A 22521-nucleotide genomic window follows, 5' to 3' on the forward strand; every position below is an offset into this window, starting at 1 on the left:
TAATGAATATATTTAAACCTAATCGCCGCATATCTCTTGCTAAACAGTTTCACGGGCTTCGCGCCCGTTTTCCTGAAGGAAAGTGCTATTTAACGAACAGAGATCGAACCCTAATTTGGCAAGGAGTTATTTCACCAACCCCTTTTAGCCGTAAGTATGAAGTTCGTATTGAGTATACTCCCCCTGAGACACCTGACTGCTATGTCCTTTCTCCCAACCTCAAGGAGCTAGCACAAGATCAGAAAATCCCGCACATATACGCCACCCCGGAGCTGTCAGAGCGGACGCATCTTTGCCTTTTTTTACCACGCTCAAGACATCCAGAGAATCATGCTGAATGGAGACCACAGTTATTGCTTAGTGAAACAATGATTCCTTGGGCATCTCTGTGGCTATTCTATTTTGAGCAATGGCTTCATACCAAAATATGGGAAGGAAGTGGCGCACACCCTAATCCTGATGATAAGGGGGTATACTATGAAGAATGCCCAAAAAAAAATAACAAAACCACTCTGCTCTGAATCTATAGCTGTCCTTGAGAGGAAAACATGGACGAATACACTAAAAAGCAGCTTTCTATAATTATTGGTTGGATTACCAGGAAAAAGCGTCCTGGATTTGTTCTAATAACTGCTGGTGTTGCTATCCTGAGTGTTAAAAGCGCAATTAACTTTGCCATCACAGGTACATTTAGCTGGGGTACATTAAGTATAGGTACAGCAGAGGGTAATTTTGTTACTGATTTTATAGTTCCTCTTATTGGTATTACCCTTTGCATTTTTGGTTTATTTTTTATTTCAATAAGTGAAATACAATCACACAGACTTAATTCACGAAAGCGTTTAATTTTAATTACTGGAGATGGTCTAAGAACAACCCTAGGCACAGGCTTCGAAACGCTCGCAAGGAAAACACTAAAGGGAACTGTCTATTCTGTACCAATTGATATTACACAACGAATTCATGATGGTTTAATCATAGATCCAGAAAGCACCTTTAAACGACAGATTTTGCCAGCAAAAGAAAACATCGGACAACTTATAGAAAATTCAACTCCTGAATATACTCAAGTTGCATATGGTGGATTCCTGCCCGTTCCATTTACCTTCTTTTTGGGAAATATTCTTGATGATAAAGGAAATATCACTGTATTCGATTGGGACCGTCAAGATGAAGTCTGGAGACTTATCTCTGAAGAAAATATTGATGATGGAGAATGTTTCATACAAGAAAAAATTAAAACACTCCCATCAAAAGAGATTGTTCTTATTCTTTCTTGCTCGTATAAAGTTAGTATAGAGCAAGTTGAAAACAGCTTTAAAGGCATGAGCATCGAGCATCTGAGGCTAGAGAATAATTCGTTTGGAAATCACTGGTCCCTGACTAAACAACGACGTTTGGCATTAGAATTTGCAGAAAAAATAAAATCATTTTCTGACAGAGGAATTCAGACCATACATCTAATATTAGCGGCTCAGAGCAGCTTAGCGCTGAACCTAGGAAGACGCTACGACAGCAGAAACATGCCAGAGATCATCGTTTATCAATATGAACGGACAGGACCGTCCCCCTATCCATGGGGTATATATGGACTATCGCATGAACATGAAGACGGTGGTTTTATTAAACATAATAACTCGGCCCCTTAAAATCTCTGCAGGATAAATGCGTCCTCGAGACGCATTCACTTCAACACACAAATGATCATCGCTGCATCATCAATGAAAATAATTCAGCCTGAAATTGTGCATCATCAAGTGCATTATGGCTTGACCTACGACTCGGGCATAGTGCCTTAACCATATGAGATGATTTAGTAGCAGACCAATCACTCCCCGTAAGGCCCATAAAGTATGCTTTTATGTCGATAGCAGTATACCCGAAAGGGTTATTTCCAAGATATTTATGGAAATAATAATTTATAAATGACCAATCAAAAGGAGCATTCAGCCCAACAAAAACAGCTTTTTTTTCCGAATTGGTGGCTGCATTGATCCAGTTTTCAAACTGAGTCATTGCATCTAAAGGTGCGAGACCATGTTGTTTAAGATGATTCAGGTTCAATCCCGTTACGACTAATGCTTCTGGGTCAACTCTTATCCCGTCTGGCTGCAATTCCAAATAGATTGATGTCTCAGGTTGGTGCACCAAACAAGCCCCTATAGATAGCAGGCTAAACTCACCAGGTATTGGCCCTGAAGTTTCGACATCAACAGATATATACAGTTCATAACCGCTCATCTCATACCCTTTTTGATTGATTTACCCAGTAGAAAACGCCAACTTTTTATGTTAGAAAATAGCATAGCAATTTAATGTATAATGTTATGTAAGCATAATTTTACTTTTATTCATTAATGTCAGCATCACGCACTGATACAATCGACAAGCACTATATGACTTCAGCAAGGGAGAATATCTCCCTTCCGGAGCCAGTAAATATTTCACTTATAACGTTCAGTCAACTCCCACTTTCGTATTAGAAATATGGTAATGGTGCCGGGAAGTTATGACGCCCCTTCAAACCATTCTCGATACCTGATTTGTGCAAAACGCTCCCCCAACTGGGGAGCGTTTGTACTGTTTTTTATCAGAACATGACTTTCACACTGGCCTGTCCATTATAACCCTCAGCACTGTTGCCGCTGATACTGCGGGTATATCCCCCCTGAACACCCAGCGTCACATTATCCCGGATTTGGGCTGACACCCCGGCCAGCAACTCAGCCGACGTACCGTCCTGTGACGGACTGAACGCGATATTGCTGCCCGGTGTGGCGGTACCCATATTCAGGTCGCCCTGTGAGCTGAATGTCCGGACCACCGACGGCCGGACCCACCAGCTTACCGGCAGCTCGCTGATGCTGTGCTTCATACTGCGCTCATGGCCCGGGAGTGTGGATGAACCCTGACCGAAGGCCATTTCAGACTGGTTGCCAAAGCGCAGACCGGCACGGACATGCTGTGCGCTGCCGTGACCAAAATCCACATAGCCGCCATCGTCATGACCGTTGTTCAGGCTGAGCCCCTGCCAGACATACTGCAGCTGCGGCTCCAGCACCAGCCCCTGGCTGATACTCAGTGGCAGGCCGGTCTCCAGCGAACCGAGCCAGCCCTGGCCATGAGTATCGAAACTGTTGTTATCAGACTGCGCTTTCAGGGAATGCCGTGAACCCTGCGCCACCACATCCGCCCACAGGCCTGATGGCTGATGCACGGCTGTCAGGTATCCGCCCAGACTGTATACCGTGTCACGCGCGGTCCCGGCGGCAGAGCGGTCATCGTTCTTCACATCTGAACGGGACTCACCTGCCGCACCGTAAATCCCCGCCGTCAGTGATACCGGACCGGTCTGCGTTTTCACCAGGTCGCCCCCGAGCTGCACAAAACCATAGCTGCCGCTGCTTTCCGGCGTTGCACCCTGCGCAATACCGCTGCGGTCACCGTGGCTGGTATGCCCGCCCTGAACACGTCCCCACATCCCTCTGGCTTCCTGTGCCGTGCTGCGCTGACTGTACGTTCCGGCAAGTGCCCGGTCGTAATCCATACTCTGTGCATACAGCGAGGCGTAGAGGGCAACTTCGGACCGGTAAACAGATTCACTGCTGAGATACCAGCTTTCATCCGTTGTACCGTGGTTCAGGGTGTAGTTATAGGCCCCGGCCTGCAGCTTATGGCCCAGCGCAAAGGCATCACCGGTGGTCGTTGCCCCGTTAATGGCATCCACCACTTTAATACCGTTGCCGGTGGTGGCCAGGCCCAGTCCGCTGTTCCCGGCGCTGGTGAAATTCAGCCAGGTTTTGCCGGTCACCTGACCACCGTCAATCACCAGCCTGTCGGTCGGGAAAGTTGGGTCATCAAGGCGGATAAACATACGGATACTCCCGCCGCGACCGGTGAGGTTTTTCACCGTCAGGGTGGCAGGCACGAAGTTCCCCTGAGGGGCTGAGAAACTGATGGTCCCGGCGTTAGTGAGCGTGTCGAGCACGGAAGCCACGGCAGCGTGACGGTCGATATTCCAGGTGGCACCGCTGTCCAGAGTGACATCTGTCGGGTCAATGGCCCCGTTCATCACGGTAGTGCCGGTCAGCGTCAGTGACGTGCCGGACTGTGCAATGATGTCCGTGCTGACCTGCGCATTATCGAGTATCAGAGCCCCCTGATTCAGGTTCAAAGCAGACTGCGTGAGGGTACCATTGCTGACGGTCAGGGTACCGCCACCGTCCTTGAGCAACTGACCACTGCCGCCCAGCGAACCGGTGATAAGTGCCCCCGTCCCCGTCGCGGTGGTAACCTGCACCCGGTCATTGCTGATGGCGCTGCCGCTGAGTGTGGCGCTGTCAGTCAGCGTGGTGGTCCCGCTCAGTACACCGCCCTGGCTGACATTCAGTGTGCCGCCACTGCTGACAGTGGTGTTGTCCGCCACACCGTTTGCCCGCACGCTGAACATGCTGCCGTTACCGAGATGCAGGTTACTGGCCCTGCCGGTGGCCGCATCAATACCAAAGGTACCCACAGTGTTTGTGCCGCTGACTGTTGAACCACTGTCCGCAATCAGCACACCGCCCTCATTCATCACGATATGCTGTGCCACACCGCCGGTGGCCACCGCCAGCACACCGCCATTACTGACGGTGGTGGTGTCCGCTGAACCACCGGAGAGCACATCGAGACGACCACCGTTTTCCAGCAACACGTTAGTGGCGCTGGCCGTGGCTGCATCCACATTAAAACTGCCGAAACTGTTGATACCAGAGACCGTGGCCGCCGTACTGGTCACCAGTGCACCACCGGTATTCAGGGTGACGTTGCTGGCGGTGCCGCCTGCGGCCACGCTGAGTTTACCGTCACGGTTCACCGTGGTGGCGTCGGCGGTCCCGGACCGCTGAACCACCTGCCAGCCACCGCCATTCACCGTCGTCCCGGTGGCCAGGGCTCCGGCGTGGACATACTGATTACCGCCGTCCAGCGTGGTGTTCTGTGCCTGACCGTGCACGCTCTGGTCGCCACCGGCCTGAATGGTGGTACCGGTCGATGAGCCCCCCGTCGCCACAATCTGCCGTCCGCCTGCATTAATCAGCGTGTCCGTTGCAATGCCGCTGACAAACATCCCGTCGCTGTTCTCCGCATCCGGACCGCCTTCCCCCCCAGTATTGACCACCGTGCCGCTGGCCTGCGCACCGCTTTTCACCAGCTGATACCCCCCGGCACTGACGACGGTACCGGTGGTACTGCCACCGCTCTGTACCCACTGTTCACCGCCGTTCAGTAGGCTGTCCGTTGCCTGACCGTGCACACTCTGACCGCCACCGGCATTAATCGTCGTATGGGTGGCGGAGCCACCGGACAGGACTGCCTGCAGGCCGTTGCGGTTCACCGTGGTGTTGTCTGCCACACCACCGGACTGTACAAACTGCCCGCCGGTGTTGGCATCATCATTGTCACCGTATTCCTGGCCTGTATTCACCACCGTGCCGGTGGCGCTGCCCCAGACCTCCTGGGTGTCGTGGTTGCTGATAACCGCGCCGTCCACCGTCTGTCCGGCGGAAACCGTGGTATTACCGGCAGCCAGCGCGGCAGTGCTCATCAGCCCGGCCACGGCAATGGCCAGTACGGTGCGGCTGCGTTTACCCCGGGCTGTGGCCAGCTCAGAGACCACCACAAATGCACCCGGAACATCATTCCATACCAGCCGGTAGCTGGTGTTCAGGTTTCGTTTCACTGGAGTAACCTTATTGAGTTTTAGATAAAAAAAAGGCCTGCGCCCGCAGGTGCGGGGCAGACCGGTAAGAAACAGCTACGGGGAAGAGAGAACATCCAGGGACTGCCGGATACAGCGAAAATGCGGCAGGGCCCGAACGAAGCCGGGGTTTTCCGACAGCCGGTACAGCTGTTCATTCCATCTGAACGTTTCGGCAGTCGGCTGCACGACCTGAATGTCATCGAGCCTGAACACCGCGGGCTGTCCGTTGTGTTCCGCCACCAGATACCAGGCCCCCTCCTGTGCCACCAGCCGGTAAGGCGACAGGTACTCCGTGCGCTGGCCTTCCGTCTGCAGCCCGACCTGCTGGCGTGCCGTTATGGCTTTAATCAGACGGTAAAAGGACAATGCCAGTGCCGGTGAACTGCCGGAAGGCACCGGCCAGACCAGACAGGGTGAGGCCTCGCTTTCCAGCAGGGTACTGACCAGACGCCGGTCCAGCCCGGGGAACAGGTCCGCCAGACCGGAACGGTGGACAAACATCAGAATGTCCAGCTCGCGCTGTGTACCACCGGAACGCAGACGGCAGATACCGTTGTGGTATTCCAGGTCCATGTACATCAGCCGCTCGCGGAAATCCCGGCGCAGGGTGCGGGGAGAAACGGCAAACTCAGCGGCCAGCTTTTGCACGCTCAGGGTCTCCCCCGCCAGCAGACGGCTGATAATGATGGAGAGCCGGACAGCCAGCCGGTCATGGCGGCGTTCTGTCTGAACCATTGGATACACTCCGTGGCAGTTAACTGACTGAAATGAATGTGATTACTTTAAAGAGGGGGCCGGACAGGGTATGGACACACCGGGAATTATTTTTTCAGAAAAAGGAAGTGAGTCAGGACGCGGGCTGGCCACGCACAGGGACATTTTCAGGCCCCCGGGCGGGCCCCTGACGGACAGGAGATGTCTGTTTATAACATTCCGGTAACAGACTGAATTTGACCGGGATTTCTCCCTAACCTAAACTTCACCGGCAGGAGCCGCTGTCAGCCCAGCTTTTCCAGCAGTGTTTCCGCCATTACCCACAGTGCCCGGTTGAGCTTCACGTCACCGTCGATGCCCTTCACGGCCCGGGTGTGCATGCGGTTCCCTTTTGCGTTGCGTCCGTATAACCCGCCCTTAATCAGGTTCTCCTGCACCCGCTGGTAAGTGGTCCACAGGTCGCTGCTTTCATCCTGCCAGCGGCGGGGGGACAGCACCTGCGCTTCGGTCACCGGCTGGTGGTCTTCACCAAACCGGTAGGTGATGGCCGCCCGGGCCAGGGCTTCCTGTGCCGGAGGCGGCAGCAACAGCGACTGCATCGCCTCGCGTTTCTCTTCCACCCGGTCAAAGATACCCAGCACCTCATACGCCCCTTCAATCACTTTGCCCACCACATCTCCCTTGTGCGGGACTCGAACCTCCCCGAATGACTCACCGCAGATAAGGCCGTTCTGACAGACAGCGCGGAACAGCCCCGGCAGCATCTGATACGAGCTGGAGCCGTCATGGCTGTTGAGCAGGATAATTTCCGGCACCTGATGGCCGGTGATGTGCCCTTCACGGCGAAGGCGCAGCATATGTTTTGTGTGTTCACGTTTACCCTCATCCCGCACTCGCGCCTGGCAGGCAAAGAACGGACGAAAACCTTCCTGCTGCAGGTTATCCAGCAGGGTGATGGTCGGGATGTATGTGTAACGGTCACTGCGTGAAGCGTGTTTGTCTTCGCTGAACACACTCGGTACCGTGCGGAGCAGCTCTTCCCGGGTTAGCGGGCGGTCACGGCGGATAAGGTGTGTTGCGCCAAAGCGCGAGGCCAGACGGGTCATGATGAACTCCTTGAAATAGCGTGAAAATAAAAAAGCCCCGTCGCGGTGGCGACAGGGCTCAGGGAGAAGTAGCGGATTAACGGCTCAGAAGAAAAAATCCCACACGGCGCGGGCAACGGACACGACCGCATCGCGGACACAGCGTATCAGTGTGCTGACAGGGGCAGGAATAAAGGGGCCTTCGGCCACCGTGTCCAGTGAGCGTCCCACTGCCTCACCGAATCCGTACCGGGCCCGGGACTTTACCTGCTCAGTGCGAACCTCCTCACGCAACTGTGTGGACACCGGACTGCCCGCCTGTGCCGGTAAATGTTTCATCATGGCTTCGGCCATCGCGGTCAGCCCCCATCCGGCCCGGGCGGAGATGGCCACCACCGGTGCAGTGGGGGAAAACAGGTTACCGATATCGATAAGCCGGCTCTGGATATTGAGGTACTGCATCGCGGACGGACTGCCCGTGAGCGCATCCCATTCATGGCAGGGTTCAATTTTATCGGCCTGGTTCACCACAAACAGCACCTTGTGCCGGTGTGCTTCGCCAATCACCTGCCGGTAGAATTGCTCATCAATGGAGAGTGCCCGGTCATCGGCTTTTATCACCCAGAGGACCAGGTCCAGCCGGGGGAGCCATTCCTGATAGAGCGCCCGGTATTCCCGGTCACGGGCGAGACTTTCCCCGACACCGGGTAAATCCACCAGCGTCAGGCTGTGCCGTCCGACTGAAATCCTGAGCCGTAACGGTTCACGGGTACAGGCCGAGACATCGCTGACCGCCGACACTTCCCCCTTAAAGAGGGCATTACACAGCGACGATTTCCCCGCACCGGTTTTACCGATGATGCCAATAACGGGTTCGTAATCGGTGAGCTTGCGGATGTGGCTCAGGATATGTCTGCGTATGGTGTCAGGAAGAACAGACAGGGAATGTTCAATAACGGTAAAGCCATTGTTCTCTTGCATGATTGTTTCCTTGATGGGAAAAGAAAACGGGCTCTGATGAGCCAGCGTTCAGGAATAGTCATGCTGATAAAATCTGTCTGAAATTATTTGGAGTGATGGCGTTTTTTATTATTCCATGCAAACTGTATTGCATGCTCAATTACACGGGCATTTGAGATACCCTCAGATATGGCAATATCTCTCATTTTGTCATAAAACTCTTCTGCTATATGTACATTAAGCTGTTTGGCTTTGGATGAATTTTTCTTCACCCTCGCCTTTTGGGTACTGAAAGCACTTTTGAACTTATTGGCAAAAGCGAACTCAATCACACCATCACGATTATTTCTCTCACACCAGATAAAATAAGATGCATAACAATACGCGAGTTTTTCTTCGATACTGGAACCACATTGATAGTTCGCAAGTGTAATATTATTATCTTTCAGATAGTCGTTCAGCCAGTCAATACTTACACCTGATGAACTGTTGACACCTCGAAAAATGTCCCGGCATTCCAGATTACGTTCCCATTCATTATTTAGATCGCGCAAATATTCTCTTGGGGTTAGTATGCCGCCCTGATTACGGATTTTGTCCTTTATGTAATTAACCCGTAGATTATGATTCGGAGGGGTATCATTTTTCTTCGTTCCGAGCTCATCGAGCAAGCTATTACCGGAATAGATGAGGGCACTCAGAGAATTTATATCATCAGCATGGTCCAGTTTGCACATCAGCCAAAAGCTTGCCCGAGGATCATCCATAAACCAATTAAGTTCGTTCTCTGTAGGGGTCCTTTGTCTGTACCGTTCCAGGGTCTGAGTAAAAAAGGTATTAATCTCTTCAGCAGGAAGCCGTTTCCTAATTAAAAAATCTCTGGCCTTGCTTTGATAGCGGTGAATATTACTTTCAGTTGCTTCCGGAGGGAAAGTAATCCCCTTAGTGGCAAGAGCGTTAGACAAAAAAAGAACAGCATCCCTATCCTCAATAAGTTTTACCATGACTTGCCCCTATGAATCACTACGTGATTTTATGTACATAAAGGCAGAGCTAACCACAAAAGTCAACGACTTTTCATGTGAATATATGTACAGGATAAAGGTGATTTTACTTTCTAAGCCCATAGCAGGCATGCCTGCTATGTACCCTTTTCTCTGAAACAACGAAAGCAGAACCTTGCCCCCTGACGCAAAGGCGGGGGCACTACACAGTTGCTCAGTTTTACCTAGGTGCACTTGTGTAGCGATTTGCGAACTTGCCATTTAACTTCAGAGCAATATTACAGTTTTTATACCGTTATAACCTGCATGAGCTCTGCCTTTCATTAAAAAAAGCTGTATGTTTTGTATTATATACCTCTCATATGTATCTCTTTTTAAATCTTTACAGCTCCATCACCTAACTTCTTACTTAAGCAATGTGAATAAAAACAGATGTACCTCTTGTTATGGAATATACAACCATGACAGTATCAGAGGCGATAACATGTTTAGTTCATTAAGTCTTAATTATGCTCATGCACCCTTTAATAAACACTATATTCATCGAATAACGCAAGTCGTAGCCAAATCACTGAGTAATTATCCAAGGACGACTGTGGTGATGCTAATTTTACGACTGCCGGAGTACAGAGATAATGGAGATTCGATTTCCACACTGGTGAATCTCGATGACGGGCTAATGTCGCGATTCACCAACTCCATAAGACAAAAAATAATAGCTCAAACCAGGCGCAAAGAAAAAAATGGGATCAGAGTACATCCCACGACATTGCGTTACCTTTGGGTCAGGGAAGTTTGCATAAACGGTAAAAAACATTACCACGCTGCTTTACTGGTAAATACTCAGAGATTTCACTCTCTGGGGGGATTTAATCAGAAAGCCGGTAATCTCGGCTCATTTATTGAAGAGGCGTGGCTAAGTGCCTTGGATTTAGTGGGGTATCCAGAATATCGTACGTTAGTGCATTTCCCTAAAAGCCCACTCTATTATCTTGATGCAAAAGCACCTGATTTCCATGAGCAATTCCAGAGTTTAATGTTTCGCCTTAGTTATTTTGCGAAAGAGCACAGTAAATGTTACAGCAAAGAGGAAAGATCATTTGGTTGCAGCCAGTACTAACACCGTACTCCCCTCTTATTCACAGCACCACCAGTAGCTATGGCTGGCCAGCATAACCAAAGAGCCGCCTTCTTCTTTCCACTCACTGGCAGTTTACGGAATTCACCGGTAAAAGCGGTGTACTTCGGCTGCCTGTAATCCAGAATTTAAGGTATTCGACAATGATAACGACACCCTTACTCAACCATTATCAGGCTTGGCTTGACGACTTTACCCGGGCGAATCTTACCCATGGCTTGTGTCAGCCGGAGATAAAGCACTGGCATAAACTGGCGATGACAACCTGCAGGCTGCTTAATGGTCTTGCGTCATCTCTGGTCATCATTCCCCACTTTCTGCTAAGTGTGACGCAAACACACATTACGGATAACCCAACTGAGCGGACTCAAATTACAAAATACGCCGATTACCCCCTCCTTCCCGGGGTATTACTCAGTGAATGTGCCCGTCTGGGATTGCTAAGTCTGGCTAAACAACTGAAATCTGCATTCTGGCTAAATACTGCTTTCGGTATGCGGGAGTCCCTTACCCTGTTGTGCTGGTGCGAACTGGCAAAGAACAGCGATGCCTCTGGATGGTGTATTCCCTGTCTGCGATCTGAGGGGTTGCGACAGTGGATCAGCGACAGCCAGGAAAAACATCCTGGGCTAAGCAGGCTAACAGGTGCGTATCTCCACGCCATTAAACCGTACTGAGGGGGCACCATGTCAGTTTCAAAATGTTATATGGCGCTGGATGAAAAAGGCGCGATAGTCGCCGCCCGGGAGGTCCATTCCACCATGAACCAACACTGGTCGTGTCACCACTGCAAGTGCCCACTGATATTTCGTTTACCCACCAGAACCTCACCGCCGTGGTTCGAGCACGACCTCACTCGCGGAGATCCAGTCAGTTTCCTGCACAGCCCTTACCTGGCCCCGGAATCAGGCCATACCGACAGAGTGGCAAGATTTAAAAGGCTGTTGAATCAGTTACCAGCAGTAGATACGACAACCCACTGGCATTGCACGATGTGCGTGCGGCACTACGAAGGAACGAAATTCTGCTCTTTATGTAAAACAGGCATCTACAGCAAAGAGACGAGATGAAAACAAACAGGGCCAGCCCGCATACAGGCTGGCCTAAATTCAAATCCTGTAACAGCCATTCCCGGATGGGCCTGGCTGCAGAGAAGACCCTCTTACATTTTTTACATGACGACCCGTTGCTATGCCGGAGAGGACAGCAACAACCATCAACACAGCTCCGGTTTCCATAATGCAACCGGAGACATTCATGATGACGACCAAACCAACCTTGCTCGAAGACCAATTTGTCGATATGGCTTTCATCACCCGCCTGACAGGATTAACGGATAAATGGTTTTATAAGCTCATCAAGGACGGGGAGTTTCCGAAACCCATTAAACTGGGACGTAGTTCCCGCTGGCTGCAAAGTGAAGTGGAAGCCTGGTTGCAGGAACGTATTGCACAATCACGTCCTTAATAACGCCACCAGTTTTTACCTCACCCCAGCCATTGGTCCACGCAGCTTGGCTGAATTACTCACGCTCTAGAGATAACTTCCACAGTGAACGTTACTGCATGAATTGGCATACAGAATTGTACAATGCAGAAATCAGCGATATAAGCCGCCACGGTTTATGCCGACAGGTGAAAACACATTAACGCGACGAGGTGAAAAGAGTTAATGTCGGCTTCAGATCTTAACTCCTTCCGGTGAATGAACCCGCGAATTAAAGCAAGTTATCCAGAATTGTTTTGCCCGTTTCTATCAGCCTCCAATCGTCAGGCCCAAAACGCTTCCTTTCACAGTTCAGCTCAGCTTACCAAGCTTGCCGGTTAATGCCGTTGAGCTGACAACCCGATTTGCCGGGGAGCCATAGGAAAACGATAAGGATTTGATAAACATTGCCGATAATTTCTAGATAAGATGAATCCGATGATTCCGTCATTCTCACGAAGATGCTACAGCTTTGAATGCCAAACAATGCGTCAGGCCAGTTAGCGCTAAACAACAATGATTACAGCCGGGACGCTCTGCAACGTCCAACTATGTAAAGGAGAATACATGGCAAGCATTGTTTCAGAGTACCACCGATTTCTCGCCTATCTCTCGCAGCAGGACGTACCTGACGATGTGCGGCGACTTGCGCATCTGATTCTCAATCACCTTCAACTTCTCGCTGAAGTCGGCGCTACTCGTCGGGGGCGCTCAGTGCGTCTGGCCCCCCTCGCCGTAAGGCATCTAGTTGAAATGCCCGTCGCTTACGAAGGCAATGCTATTGCTCCAGAAGCAGGTATTGGTCTGGGCCGATTGTACCAGCTTGAGGTTGGTCCATTCCGAGGGTTCATGCGGCAAGAGATATTTGACCTTTCCCATGATATCACGCTCATTTATGGCGCAAACGGCACCGGTAAAAGCAGCTTCTTTGAAGCTCTCGAATTGACAATGCTGGGCAGTATCAGTGAAGCGCAGTTAAAGCGGGTGGACCAACGGCTTTATTGCAACAACGCTCGTCTTAGGCACCATAATGCGCCAGTACTCCTTGCTGGTGAGGCTCAGGCCCCAAGGCCCGTCCAGCCGGATGAATCAGAGTATCGTTTTTGCTTCATAGAGAAGAACCGGCTTGATGACTTTGCCCGCATTGCTGCAAGAACTCCTAGCGATCAGCGACAGCTCATCGCAACGTTGTTTGGTGTCGATCAGTTCAGTGAATTTGTTCGTGGTTTTAACCCATCACTCGATCAGGACCTGATGCTTTCCGGACCAATGGCAGCTCAGTTGGTCGAACGGAGACAGCAGGTAGCCACGTCAGAGCAGGTGATTGCAGCGCATCCACAGAAAATCACCTCGATTGAATTGCAGGAAAATGCGCTCGCGCAGCGCATATCCCCCGAAGCGACCTATCAGGCTTGTGTTGAATGGCTGGAAGGTACACCACTTCAGCAGGGACGTCTTCCATATATTCAGTCTCAACTGGATGCCGTCCCACCACTGGTTTATGGGATTACGCAAACCCGACTGGAAGCGCTTCTCGCTGAAGCATATCGGCTGCATCAGAGTTGGCAAGAGACCTCAAGAGAACTGGCAACACGCGCGACCGAGGTATCTTATGCAAAACTGTATGAAGCAGTGCAGGCCTTGGCGGTCGGAGCAACCACCTGCCCTGCGTGCGGTACAAAGCTTGATGCAGTAACGGAGGATCCTTTTGTACGAGCGCGTACGGGACTTGAAGCCCTGGCACAGCTGGCACAGATCCAGCAGCGGGAGCAAACATTACGAGCAGAGCTGAGCGAGTCTGTCCGGCTTCTGTTGGAGGAAATGCGTCGCACTGTAACGGCAGCAATGGCCGCATGCCCTGAAACTCTTCAGGCTGCAGCACTGCCGGTATTCCCCCAAACATCAGCTGGAACGTGGCTTGAAAACTGGGTTGCAGGAGATAAACAGCCCTGGAACACTCTCCTGCGCATTGCCAAAGAAATTGAGCATATAGATACACAGTCTCTCGCAGTACATAGTCAACGTGGTGCGCTGGCCGAGGAGCGGGACCGTCTGATTCAGTATCGATTTGAAATTGAAAGACTACGTACGCAGCGCACAGCCGCCAACGTTGAACTAGCGGCAGCTCAAACTAATTTGACTCAGTTCAATGACAATAATCGAGACCTGCTCCAGGCCATTGCTGTAGAAGAAACAGTCATACAGTTAAATCAAAGAATTAAAGTGGCTTACGACGGATTCCTACCGGAAATCCAAAAATACATGGCCGCACTGCCTGGCGTATTGCTTCAGGGATTGGGTGGACAAGCTCGAGATCTGTATAACGCATTCAACCGAAGCGATGCACCTGGCGATCAGCTACACGCACTTCATCTGCCAGTTGCTGAAAATGGCAAAATTGAAGTCGAATTCGCTGATGAACCAGGTATTCGTTACGACGCGTTGATTATTTTCAGTGAAGGGCACATCAAGTGTCTTGGTCTGGCAATTCTGTTGGCCAAAAATATTGTCCAGGGATGCCCGGTTGTTATCTTTGACGATGTGGTTAACGCGATTGATGATGAGCATCGAGACGGTATATGGCGTACCTTCTTTGAGGATGGGCTACTGGACGACAAACAGGTAATCTTGACTTCCCACGCCGAAGAATTCCTGATCCGAATTCAACAGGAGTTAGGTGCAGCAAGGGCAGGAGCCATCAAGCGCTACAAATTCCTACCACACGATGGCGAACACGAACTGCGGGTAGACAGCAATCCACCGGTTAAGAATTACGTTCTACTTGCGCAACAGGCTCTTGATGGGGATGAAAAGCGTGAAGCTCTTCGTCAGTCACGTCCTGCCTTAGAAAGCCTGACAGACAGCCTCTGGTCATGGATGGGCAGACGTGGTGACGGACGCATTGATATCAAACTCAGCGGACCACGCTCGCCTTGGGAGTTAAATAATAAATGCTCTAAATTGAAATCGGCCGTCAATCGCATTGCAGGGCAGCATCCCGGGGCCCCAGCTGCAGTTGCTGCATTAGAAAGATTACTCGGAGTCAATGGTTCCAGCATTGAATGGGGATATCTGAACAGCGGCGTGCACGATTCACAGCGGGATCACGAGTTCGACCGCGCCACAGTGAGAACAATCGTGGAGTCAATTGTGTCACTTGATGCGGCTCTTAGCGCCATGAGAAACCGGTAAGTGACACAGACATTGGCGTCACACGAGTGGTTGTCGCTATCAACACCCTCTAAACACACCTTTACCTACGGCAGGTTAGTGCCAGATGCGGACGCTACCGCTTCAGCACCTAGTTAATTAGCGAGACTGATTATTATGTAGCCGCTCTAGCCATCGTCTCCCTGCCTCTCAGGTATTAAATCGTTGAAGGAAATAGTATTACTCTTAGGTTTCTCTTCAGTTGGAAGTTCAGCTACTTTTAATTTGAGCGGCATGGGGCAGACGACACCACTAAAAATACATGTTCCTGTAGATAGCGTGGGAATCGACTCTTCAGTCAGTCTGTCTATATATGATACCGATTTTTCAATTGCGTAGAGATCATTCTGATTAATAAGGCGATGAATAAAATAATTGTGTGCTTGGGATATGATTGTCGACGATATATCATTAGGGCGTTGGCTGGAAATTGTGATGAAAACTCCAAATTTCCTCCCCTCCTTTATGATTTCCTCAAAGGTTTCCAGACGATAATCTTTCCAACTTTCCGTTTCTCGAAAAGAAGTATTAGACAAAATATTGTGGGCTTCATCTATAATTATGTGCAGTGTGGATGTCTCGGTAGACATTTTCTTCATGTTGTAAGCCCACTTGGCTATTAAAAGAGGAAGCGTTTTTTTCATGGTTATATTAACCATATTTAGATTCAAAACCGTGAAGTTATATTCACCCCAAAAATCAAACCGTCCTGATGTGTCAAATATCTTAGCTATATCTTTACGGTTAGCACTCATTCTATTTATAACTGGTGAAATATGTTCAGGGTTAGACTTGTTGGAAAAGCATTCCTGAATTAACTGTAAATACATAAAATCCAACAAATCTTCAATCATGTCTGTTTTAAATAAAAAATTGCTAGCGAGACTGAATAGATAGGAACGTTCAGTATCAGCCTCAGCATTGAAAATGATACCACCCCTCAATTTCCATTTATATGCAGTTGAATGATACTCAAGATCAGATATAAGTTCTGGGTCATCGTTGAAAATTGGACTGAAAAATTGATTTATAGCATCGCATTTGGGCTTATCGCCACTAAAGAGATTCTGCCTAACTCTTTTCCTCAGGATATTACGCATAAACTCAAGAGGATTGTCAGCGGTCATCACCTTCTTGCGAAATTCAAGCACTCGCTTCAGAAATGGTTTCTGTGTTTTGTCTGTTGCATCGGTTAGAACGGAGAGCATATCATGCTCAAGTAGAACCTCTCTGGGTAGAGGAAGTTTGTCACCACCTGCATGATGCGTATTGAGATTATAAACCGTCTTCTCGTTAGTAATACAGTGTGGGGCAGTATATTCTCCATTAAAGTCGAATAGAATAAATTTACATTTTTCTCTAAAATGGTTACCGAGAATATGTTTAACTTGGGCAGTACCTGCTTTGTATAGCGCGGCTAGGGTGTTTGATTTTCCGCTACCAGTATTACCGAAAATTGCAATGTGAGAATTAATAAGGCCATTGATTGGTAGTGCAATTTCAATATTTTCAAGATCTGTACGAGTAAACCTCATTACAGTTTCGTCTGCATCAGCTATCTGGTGCACCGTATGTATGATCTCTTCAGTCACCACAAAAGCTTCATTACCGATGAGAGGTAGTTCACGCGAACCACCAATGAAGCAACCAGTACGATTAATGTAACCTGTCAGAGTCGAGGTCAGGTATCGCCGATATCGCCAAGCATCACTGCCGCTCCCACCGAGATGTTTTTCCTCAATGATTCGTTCCGCTTCAACCTTGCCGATCAGGCTCATGAAACCTTTTTTTATTTCAATAAAGCTACCCACTGATACATTTCTTAGAACTTTCCCATGATAAAATAAATCGCTGAGATTTTTATTTTTATCTACCAAAATGGTCACAGCACGTCCAGAAACCTCGCAGACTTCGCCTATACGGAGCACCGCTTCCTCTTCAGTAAAATGCCTGCTCATCTCGAGCCTCCCAGATAGCACGTGATAATGTTATTCATTACCGAGAAATCAACATTTCCTCCCGGGCGATAAATAATCTCTACGTTTGAGTAATCTCGAAATCTCTCCATAAACCCACTAACACTGGCCTCATCGTAAGCAAAGATCAGTAGTTTCAGGGTGGCGTTGCGCAAGGCTTTTTTAGTTATTGTTTCAAGGTGCTCATCAGCAAACGAGAACCCAAAGACAATTAGTAGGGTTGCTTCTTTATCAAGCTCATTGGAATAGGTTCTCAGTAAATCATAATAAACGTTTTGTAGTAGAGTCTCTTTAAACTTTTCCTTGCGTGGAAGAATAAGTGTATGAGCAAGTACCCATCCTTTCATCTCGGCTGGGGTGGAAAAGTTAAGCGGCTTAATATCTGCAATACGATAAATAATCTTTCCTTTAGAATGCTTCCAAGAAAGTGACCCATGAAGTTTTATAAGGTTAACAGTAGGGAGTTCAACTTTATAATTATACAGGTTCCCAGTTGCACTTACCGAGTGGTTAAAGCTGCCCGCATCAAATTCCTCATCTCCCCAGATATTTGATCTCCTATTAAAACCATCATTAAAAAGAATGTTATTATTACGAGTGGCAGCTTCTTCAATGAACAAATCATAATTAGTTGTAAAAACGTTAATACGCCTCGGAAGTAGGCCAGTCCGGCGTCGAGTCAGTATCTTTTCCAGTGAAGACATAAATGCATCATAATTCTTACGGGTACATTCTAAATTGGTGATCACCTGAGGTGGGAAGGGGGCGCCGTGGCCGCGCTGCAGCATACATTCATGAGGAAGCCAAACAGCTGACAAAAAGTCAGTGCCCATCCTGAAGTATTCCTCTTCTTGCTCATCATTAATTAGCTGCTGAAGGTCCGTTTCGATTGTCCCCAGTACTTTAATCGCAGGGAGGGATGCACCAGAACCGATGAGAAAGTTAATGTTAGCTGACTGAAATACCCGCTCAAAGTAGTCTCGGTCACTATCGTTACCGTAGTATACGCGCTTAACTGCCATCTTATCCTTCCATAAAACATTGGATTTATCTGCAAGTTATTTAATCTTAGCGCCGAGCTCAATACTTTGACATCACTTCTTCTGGCGATTGTTATGATCCCTTCATGATCAAAAGTACAATCGGGGAGAAGAGCCTTTATGCCACAAGCTTTCTAACTACCCTCAAAAATAGGTGTTAAAAGTGCGCCAACAAAGTTGCAACGTCCGCCCCTCGCTCAGGCTGTGTGAAAACTCCTGATCACTTTTTGGTCTAAGCGATGGTTTCATATGATCAACCATTCTTGATAAACCCATGCGACGGAATGATTTTTTCATTAAAATTATAAACATACAAATGAATACTGCGGATACCGACATGGTCCATCACATTCAAGGACAAGGCAGGCATCAGGTGACATTGCTCCCTGATACACTGGATGATTTTGTCACTGAAGATAACCCCGTCAGAGTGGTTGATATATTTGTAGATGGATTAAAGCTTGATTCTCTTGGTTTCAGAAGAGTTGATGCAAAGCGAACTGGACGGCCTGGATATCACCCTGCCACCCTACTGAAGTTGTACATTTACGGATATCTCAACCGAATTCAGTCCTCCCGTAGACTGGAAAAAGAGGCCCATCGGAACGTTGAACTGATGTGGTTACTTGAACGATTAACGCCTGACTTTAAAACCATTGCAGACTTCAGAAAAGATAACGGTGAAGGTATCAGGAATGCCTGTCGGGCCTTTATTGGCCTGTGCCGGCAAATGCAAATGTTCACTGATGTCGTTGTTGCCATTGACGGCAGCAAATTCAAAGCAGTAAACAGCAAACCCAACAACTTCACATCCCAGAAAGCCAATGACCATATTGAGCGCGTTGAGCAAAGTATTACTTATTATTTAAACAAGCTGGATGAAGCCGACAAGAATACTGAGCCCGATGCAAACACAAAGTTAACAGCCACTAAACTGGCCTGGCTAAAAAAGCGCTTACGTGAGCTTCAGGAAATTCAACAAGCAGTCGCACAACAGCCAGATAAACAACTCTCTTTAACCGACCCTGACTCCCGGTTGATGAAAACAAATAATATGAACCGGCAAGTTTGCTACAACGTTCAGACAGCTGTGGATACGAAGAACCATTTGATTGTTGCGCATGAAGTCACCAACACAACAGATAATGGACAACTTGGTTCAATGGCAACACTGGCTCAGAAAGCTGTTGGCCGGAAAGACATAACAGTACTGGCCGACAAAGGGTATTACAGTCGCAGCGATATTAAAACAGTTCTGGATAGCGGAGCAGTGGCTTTGGTGCCAAAGGGAGATACCTCTGGTGCTGAACGTAAGGGGCTCTATAACCGCTCAATGTTCAGATATAACAGGGAAAAAGATGTTTATGTATGCCCAATGGGCAATGAGCTTCAGAATCGATTTACCTCAACAGAGGACGGACTGGAGCAACAGTTGTACTTTAACAATATTGCCTGTCGCGATTGCAGCCAGCGCTCCAGATGCACTACATCAAAACGCGATCCAAGGCGTATACGGCGTTGGGTTCATGAAGCTGAAATGGAAGAAATGCATGCGAGGCTTGAGTCATTTCCTCAGGCGGTAGTCATGCGAAAGCAAACGGTAGAACATCCGTTTGGGACAATTAAAATGTGGATGGGTGCAACGCACTTCCTGATGCGGAAATTTAAAAACGTCAGTACGGAAATCAGTCTACATATATTGGCTTATAACCTGAAAAGGATGCTATCGATATGGGGTACTTCAGGATTGATAATTCAGCTGCAGGAACAATACGGCTAACGGTTCCAGCCGTTTTATCCTCCAGTAACAACAGATATCAGGTTCTTCCCCGCAATAAAAACTTCTGAGTCATCCGAATAAAATCACAGATTACCTCGTCAACTTAAACGACATTCTTAAAACACAGATGAGAAATATTGTTTGGCTAATTGAAGCTATGAGTTTTCACACAGCCTGCGCTCAGAGCAGACGTTCCTTGTATCTGGCTATGTTGATCTTTGGGCAAGAGGTCATCACGCTGAGCTTATCAACCGGTGATGAGCCTCAGCTAACTGAATGGCCCTTTAATGTTTTTTCTCAATCAAAAGATATGGATGAGACCAGTCAGTTACTTCTTCGTATGAAACAAACCCATCGTGCTCCAGTGCACATACCCCCTTGTGGCTGATGACGTAATCGTATACAGCCCGGCTTTCCAGGCCCTGTAACATGTGCGACAACAACTTCCGGCGCATCACATCCGACTTCCAGCGTTTACGTGATGCAATATCTTTGTAGGTGATATTGAAGGGCTGGCCTACCGCATTGGTAACACATTTACCGTAACGATTGGTTTTAGCTGTGCCTTCATAATGATCCAGCAATAAAGCCAAATCTAGCCTTAAAGGCTTCAGAAGGCGTTTCCAGCGTTTCAGTACTCGTTCAGCCTCTGCCTTACCTAGTTCACGATTCAACAAGCGTCTTGTGCGGGATTTAAGTGATAGGGTAACAACCCCGGCATTGAATACGCTGGAAAACCGGAATTGCTTAACCAGCTCTTCCGCAACACGCAGTACCCGGCAGATATAGCTCGTTTCCAGTACTTCAAGGCTCTTTGCTGACATACCGACAGACCACAACTCATTGCGCAGAATCTCAAGCTGGCATCCCTTGATATCATAATTGATACCACGCGCCAGACATCCCCACTTCATGTCAGACGGCAGACTCTGGAAGCCTGTACCAACCTCAAAGGATCTTCCGCCAATGTGCGCAGTTTTATAAGATTGCCTGTAAGCCACCGTTAACGGTGACTCGTTCACCAGATCCACGCCTGTATCAGCCAGTCTCGACAGGAAATTGAAAATGAATATTTTGTTCTTCGTAGTGGAATTCTCGTTATAGTAATCCAGCAGTGCATCCAGATTGATTTCAAGCGGCTCGAGATTGTTCCACACGCCCACAACTAACTCCCTGAAGGCAGCGTTAGGGATATCGCGTTTAGACTGCTCATGTTTGGCATGCTGCCCACGATCAATGGCAATCCCAATCAGTTCATCAAATGAGTAACTTTTACGCTTGGTGAAAATGTCAGTCAGATAATGGTAACGATCCTGACGGCTAAGGTATGCCTCGCGGTCGTTGCCAAACAACTTACGCAAAAAACGCTTAGAAATAGCATATTCCCGGCATGAGCGTCGAGCATTGGAATACCCGGTTAGTTTAATAATTCCCGCGCTTGCAAGTGCCTCCATTGCACGCTCATTGGTCGGCCCACTTTTCTTGAATACTCCAGGGAGTTTCGCCCTACCCAGCTCAAAGGTTACTGGCACAGAATAAGACCATTTTTTATTGGCCTTAATCTTTGCTTTTTTCCTGTTCTTGCGACAACAGGTAGCAACACAAATAACGTGCTGGAGAAATACTGCAATATTACGATAAAAAGGGCGCCGTAGACTTGGCACACCATTATAAGGAATACTGAAAACAACTTCTTTGAAATAATCCAGCGTTGAATCTGTGACAAGAATATTGTTGTACGTAATGTATGGTTTCATAATTCACCTGTATATAGAGATCAAAGCCCCATGCCCTGACCCCATTTATTTACAGCTGAATTACTCAAAAAAACCTTACGTGAACCCAACAAGGTTCAGATGGTTATTAGATGATAATATATTGGAGGCTGGAGCCTCATGATAGCTGATACTGGATAATGGCTATAGTATGTAATGACATATATATAATAATACAGCAACAGACCGTATATATAGCCCTGCAGATGCAGCTATATACCTTGCAGACGAAAATAGCGAATAAATATCAGCTCAGCCAGAATGGGATTAGCGGATATGCAAAATATTACCGGTTTATTAAACGCTGAAACTCACGGCCAGTGATATTGAACAACAGTTGGGGCGCATGTTATTTTCTGAACTTCATCGCTTTGAAAGCTTTAAATCGCTTAAAACCGGCAATCCTTATAAACCCAGGTTATGGGGAAAATGATCTCTGGCTTTCCCCTGTTATTCACGAGGTAAGGCTATTGAGCTAAACCCTGGCGGTAGTTAACAGGTCTGTCGTATCAAAATCTGGTAAATTTAGGCGGTTTAAAACCATATCTTTACAGAATTCTGGTTTCATACACCGACCATTTCGACGTCCCCCAAAAAAACGGCATCCCTGC

At 48.3% G+C, this 22521-nt stretch carries 17 protein-coding genes; 8 read left to right on the forward strand and 9 right to left on the reverse strand.

Features of this window, described 5'->3' with window-relative positions; genetic code table 11:
• Positions 1-2 precede the first annotated feature (2 nt).
• Both M8Q36_RS00865 and M8Q36_RS00870 read left to right on the forward strand, forming a co-directional pair.
• Positions 3-521 (forward strand): type II CBASS E2 protein, encoded by a 519-nt coding sequence (locus tag M8Q36_RS00865; RefSeq protein ID WP_249879719.1) that lies wholly within the window; start codon positions 3-5, stop codon positions 519-521.
• A 27-nt stretch (positions 522-548) separates the two neighbouring features.
• Positions 549-1649: an SAVED domain-containing protein gene (locus M8Q36_RS00870; protein ID WP_249879720.1), complete on the forward strand. Its 1101-nt coding sequence runs from the start codon at positions 549-551 to the stop codon at positions 1647-1649.
• 55 nt (positions 1650-1704) lie between these two features.
• Here the strand turns inward: M8Q36_RS00870 and M8Q36_RS00875 are convergent, their stop codons facing one another.
• From M8Q36_RS00875 to M8Q36_RS00900, 6 genes are all read right to left on the reverse strand, one after another.
• On the reverse strand, positions 1705-2241 hold the full coding sequence (locus M8Q36_RS00875) for a 3'-5' exonuclease (RefSeq protein ID WP_249879721.1): 537 nt from the start codon (positions 2239-2241) through the stop codon (positions 1705-1707).
• A 349-nt stretch (positions 2242-2590) separates the two neighbouring features.
• The gene (locus tag M8Q36_RS00880) at positions 2591-5722 is read right to left on the reverse strand and encodes an AIDA repeat-containing protein (RefSeq protein ID WP_249879722.1); all 3132 of its coding nucleotides are present in this window, start codon (positions 5720-5722) and stop codon (positions 2591-2593) included.
• 75 nt (positions 5723-5797) lie between these two features.
• A complete protein-coding gene (locus M8Q36_RS00885) occupies positions 5798-6478 on the reverse strand; it encodes a helix-turn-helix transcriptional regulator (RefSeq protein ID WP_249882698.1) in 681 nt (226 codons plus the stop codon).
• A gap of 263 nt (positions 6479-6741) precedes the next feature.
• Entirely contained in the window at positions 6742-7563 is an 822-nt protein-coding gene (locus M8Q36_RS00890) for a DUF932 domain-containing protein (RefSeq protein WP_249879723.1), read from the reverse strand.
• An 84-nt stretch (positions 7564-7647) separates the two neighbouring features.
• Positions 7648-8523: a GTPase family protein gene (locus tag M8Q36_RS00895; RefSeq protein ID WP_249879724.1), complete on the reverse strand. Its 876-nt coding sequence runs from the start codon at positions 8521-8523 to the stop codon at positions 7648-7650.
• An 83-nt stretch (positions 8524-8606) separates the two neighbouring features.
• Complete coding sequence (locus tag M8Q36_RS00900; RefSeq protein WP_249879725.1) at positions 8607-9506, reverse strand: hypothetical protein; 900 nt, start codon at positions 9504-9506, stop codon at positions 8607-8609.
• A 484-nt stretch (positions 9507-9990) separates the two neighbouring features.
• Between M8Q36_RS00900 and M8Q36_RS00905 the strand changes: the two genes are divergently transcribed.
• The 5 genes from M8Q36_RS00905 (at position 9991) to M8Q36_RS00925 (ending at position 15321) form a co-directional block, all read left to right on the forward strand.
• Positions 9991-10626, forward strand: a complete 636-nt coding sequence (locus M8Q36_RS00905; protein WP_249879726.1) for an inovirus Gp2 family protein — start codon at positions 9991-9993, stop codon at positions 10624-10626.
• Positions 10627-10787: 161 nt separating this feature from the next.
• Positions 10788-11321 carry a secretoglobin family protein gene (locus M8Q36_RS00910; RefSeq protein WP_249879727.1) on the forward strand — a complete coding sequence of 178 codons (534 nt, stop codon included), beginning with the start codon at positions 10788-10790 and terminating at the stop codon, positions 11319-11321.
• Positions 11322-11351: 30 nt separating this feature from the next.
• Positions 11352-11714: a putative zinc ribbon protein gene (locus M8Q36_RS00915; protein WP_249882699.1), complete on the forward strand. Its 363-nt coding sequence runs from the start codon at positions 11352-11354 to the stop codon at positions 11712-11714.
• 190 nt (positions 11715-11904) lie between these two features.
• Complete coding sequence (locus M8Q36_RS00920; RefSeq protein WP_041852669.1) at positions 11905-12111, forward strand: helix-turn-helix transcriptional regulator; 207 nt, start codon at positions 11905-11907, stop codon at positions 12109-12111.
• A gap of 585 nt (positions 12112-12696) precedes the next feature.
• A complete protein-coding gene (locus tag M8Q36_RS00925) occupies positions 12697-15321 on the forward strand; it encodes an AAA family ATPase (protein ID WP_249879728.1) in 2625 nt (874 codons plus the stop codon).
• Positions 15322-15467: 146 nt separating this feature from the next.
• Here the strand turns inward: M8Q36_RS00925 and M8Q36_RS00930 are convergent, their stop codons facing one another.
• Positions 15468-17297 (reverse strand): ATP-binding protein, encoded by a 1830-nt coding sequence (locus tag M8Q36_RS00930; RefSeq protein ID WP_249879729.1) that lies wholly within the window; start codon positions 17295-17297, stop codon positions 15468-15470.
• Positions 17294-18337 (reverse strand): SIR2 family protein, encoded by a 1044-nt coding sequence (locus M8Q36_RS00935; protein ID WP_249879730.1) that lies wholly within the window; start codon positions 18335-18337, stop codon positions 17294-17296. Before M8Q36_RS00935 ends, M8Q36_RS00930 begins: the two co-directional genes overlap by 4 nt.
• A 355-nt stretch (positions 18338-18692) precedes the next feature.
• Between M8Q36_RS00935 and M8Q36_RS00940 the strand changes: the two genes are divergently transcribed.
• Positions 18693-20135, forward strand: a complete 1443-nt coding sequence (locus tag M8Q36_RS00940; RefSeq protein WP_249879731.1) for an IS1182 family transposase — start codon at positions 18693-18695, stop codon at positions 20133-20135.
• Between the two features lie 284 nt (positions 20136-20419).
• Here the strand turns inward: M8Q36_RS00940 and M8Q36_RS00945 are convergent, their stop codons facing one another.
• Positions 20420-21892: a hypothetical protein gene (locus tag M8Q36_RS00945; protein WP_249879732.1), complete on the reverse strand. Its 1473-nt coding sequence runs from the start codon at positions 21890-21892 to the stop codon at positions 20420-20422.
• Positions 21893-22521 lie beyond the last annotated feature (629 nt).

This window comes from Kosakonia sp. R1.Fl, from assembly GCF_023516815.1.
Taxonomy (GTDB): Bacteria; Pseudomonadota; Gammaproteobacteria; order Enterobacterales; family Enterobacteriaceae; genus Kosakonia.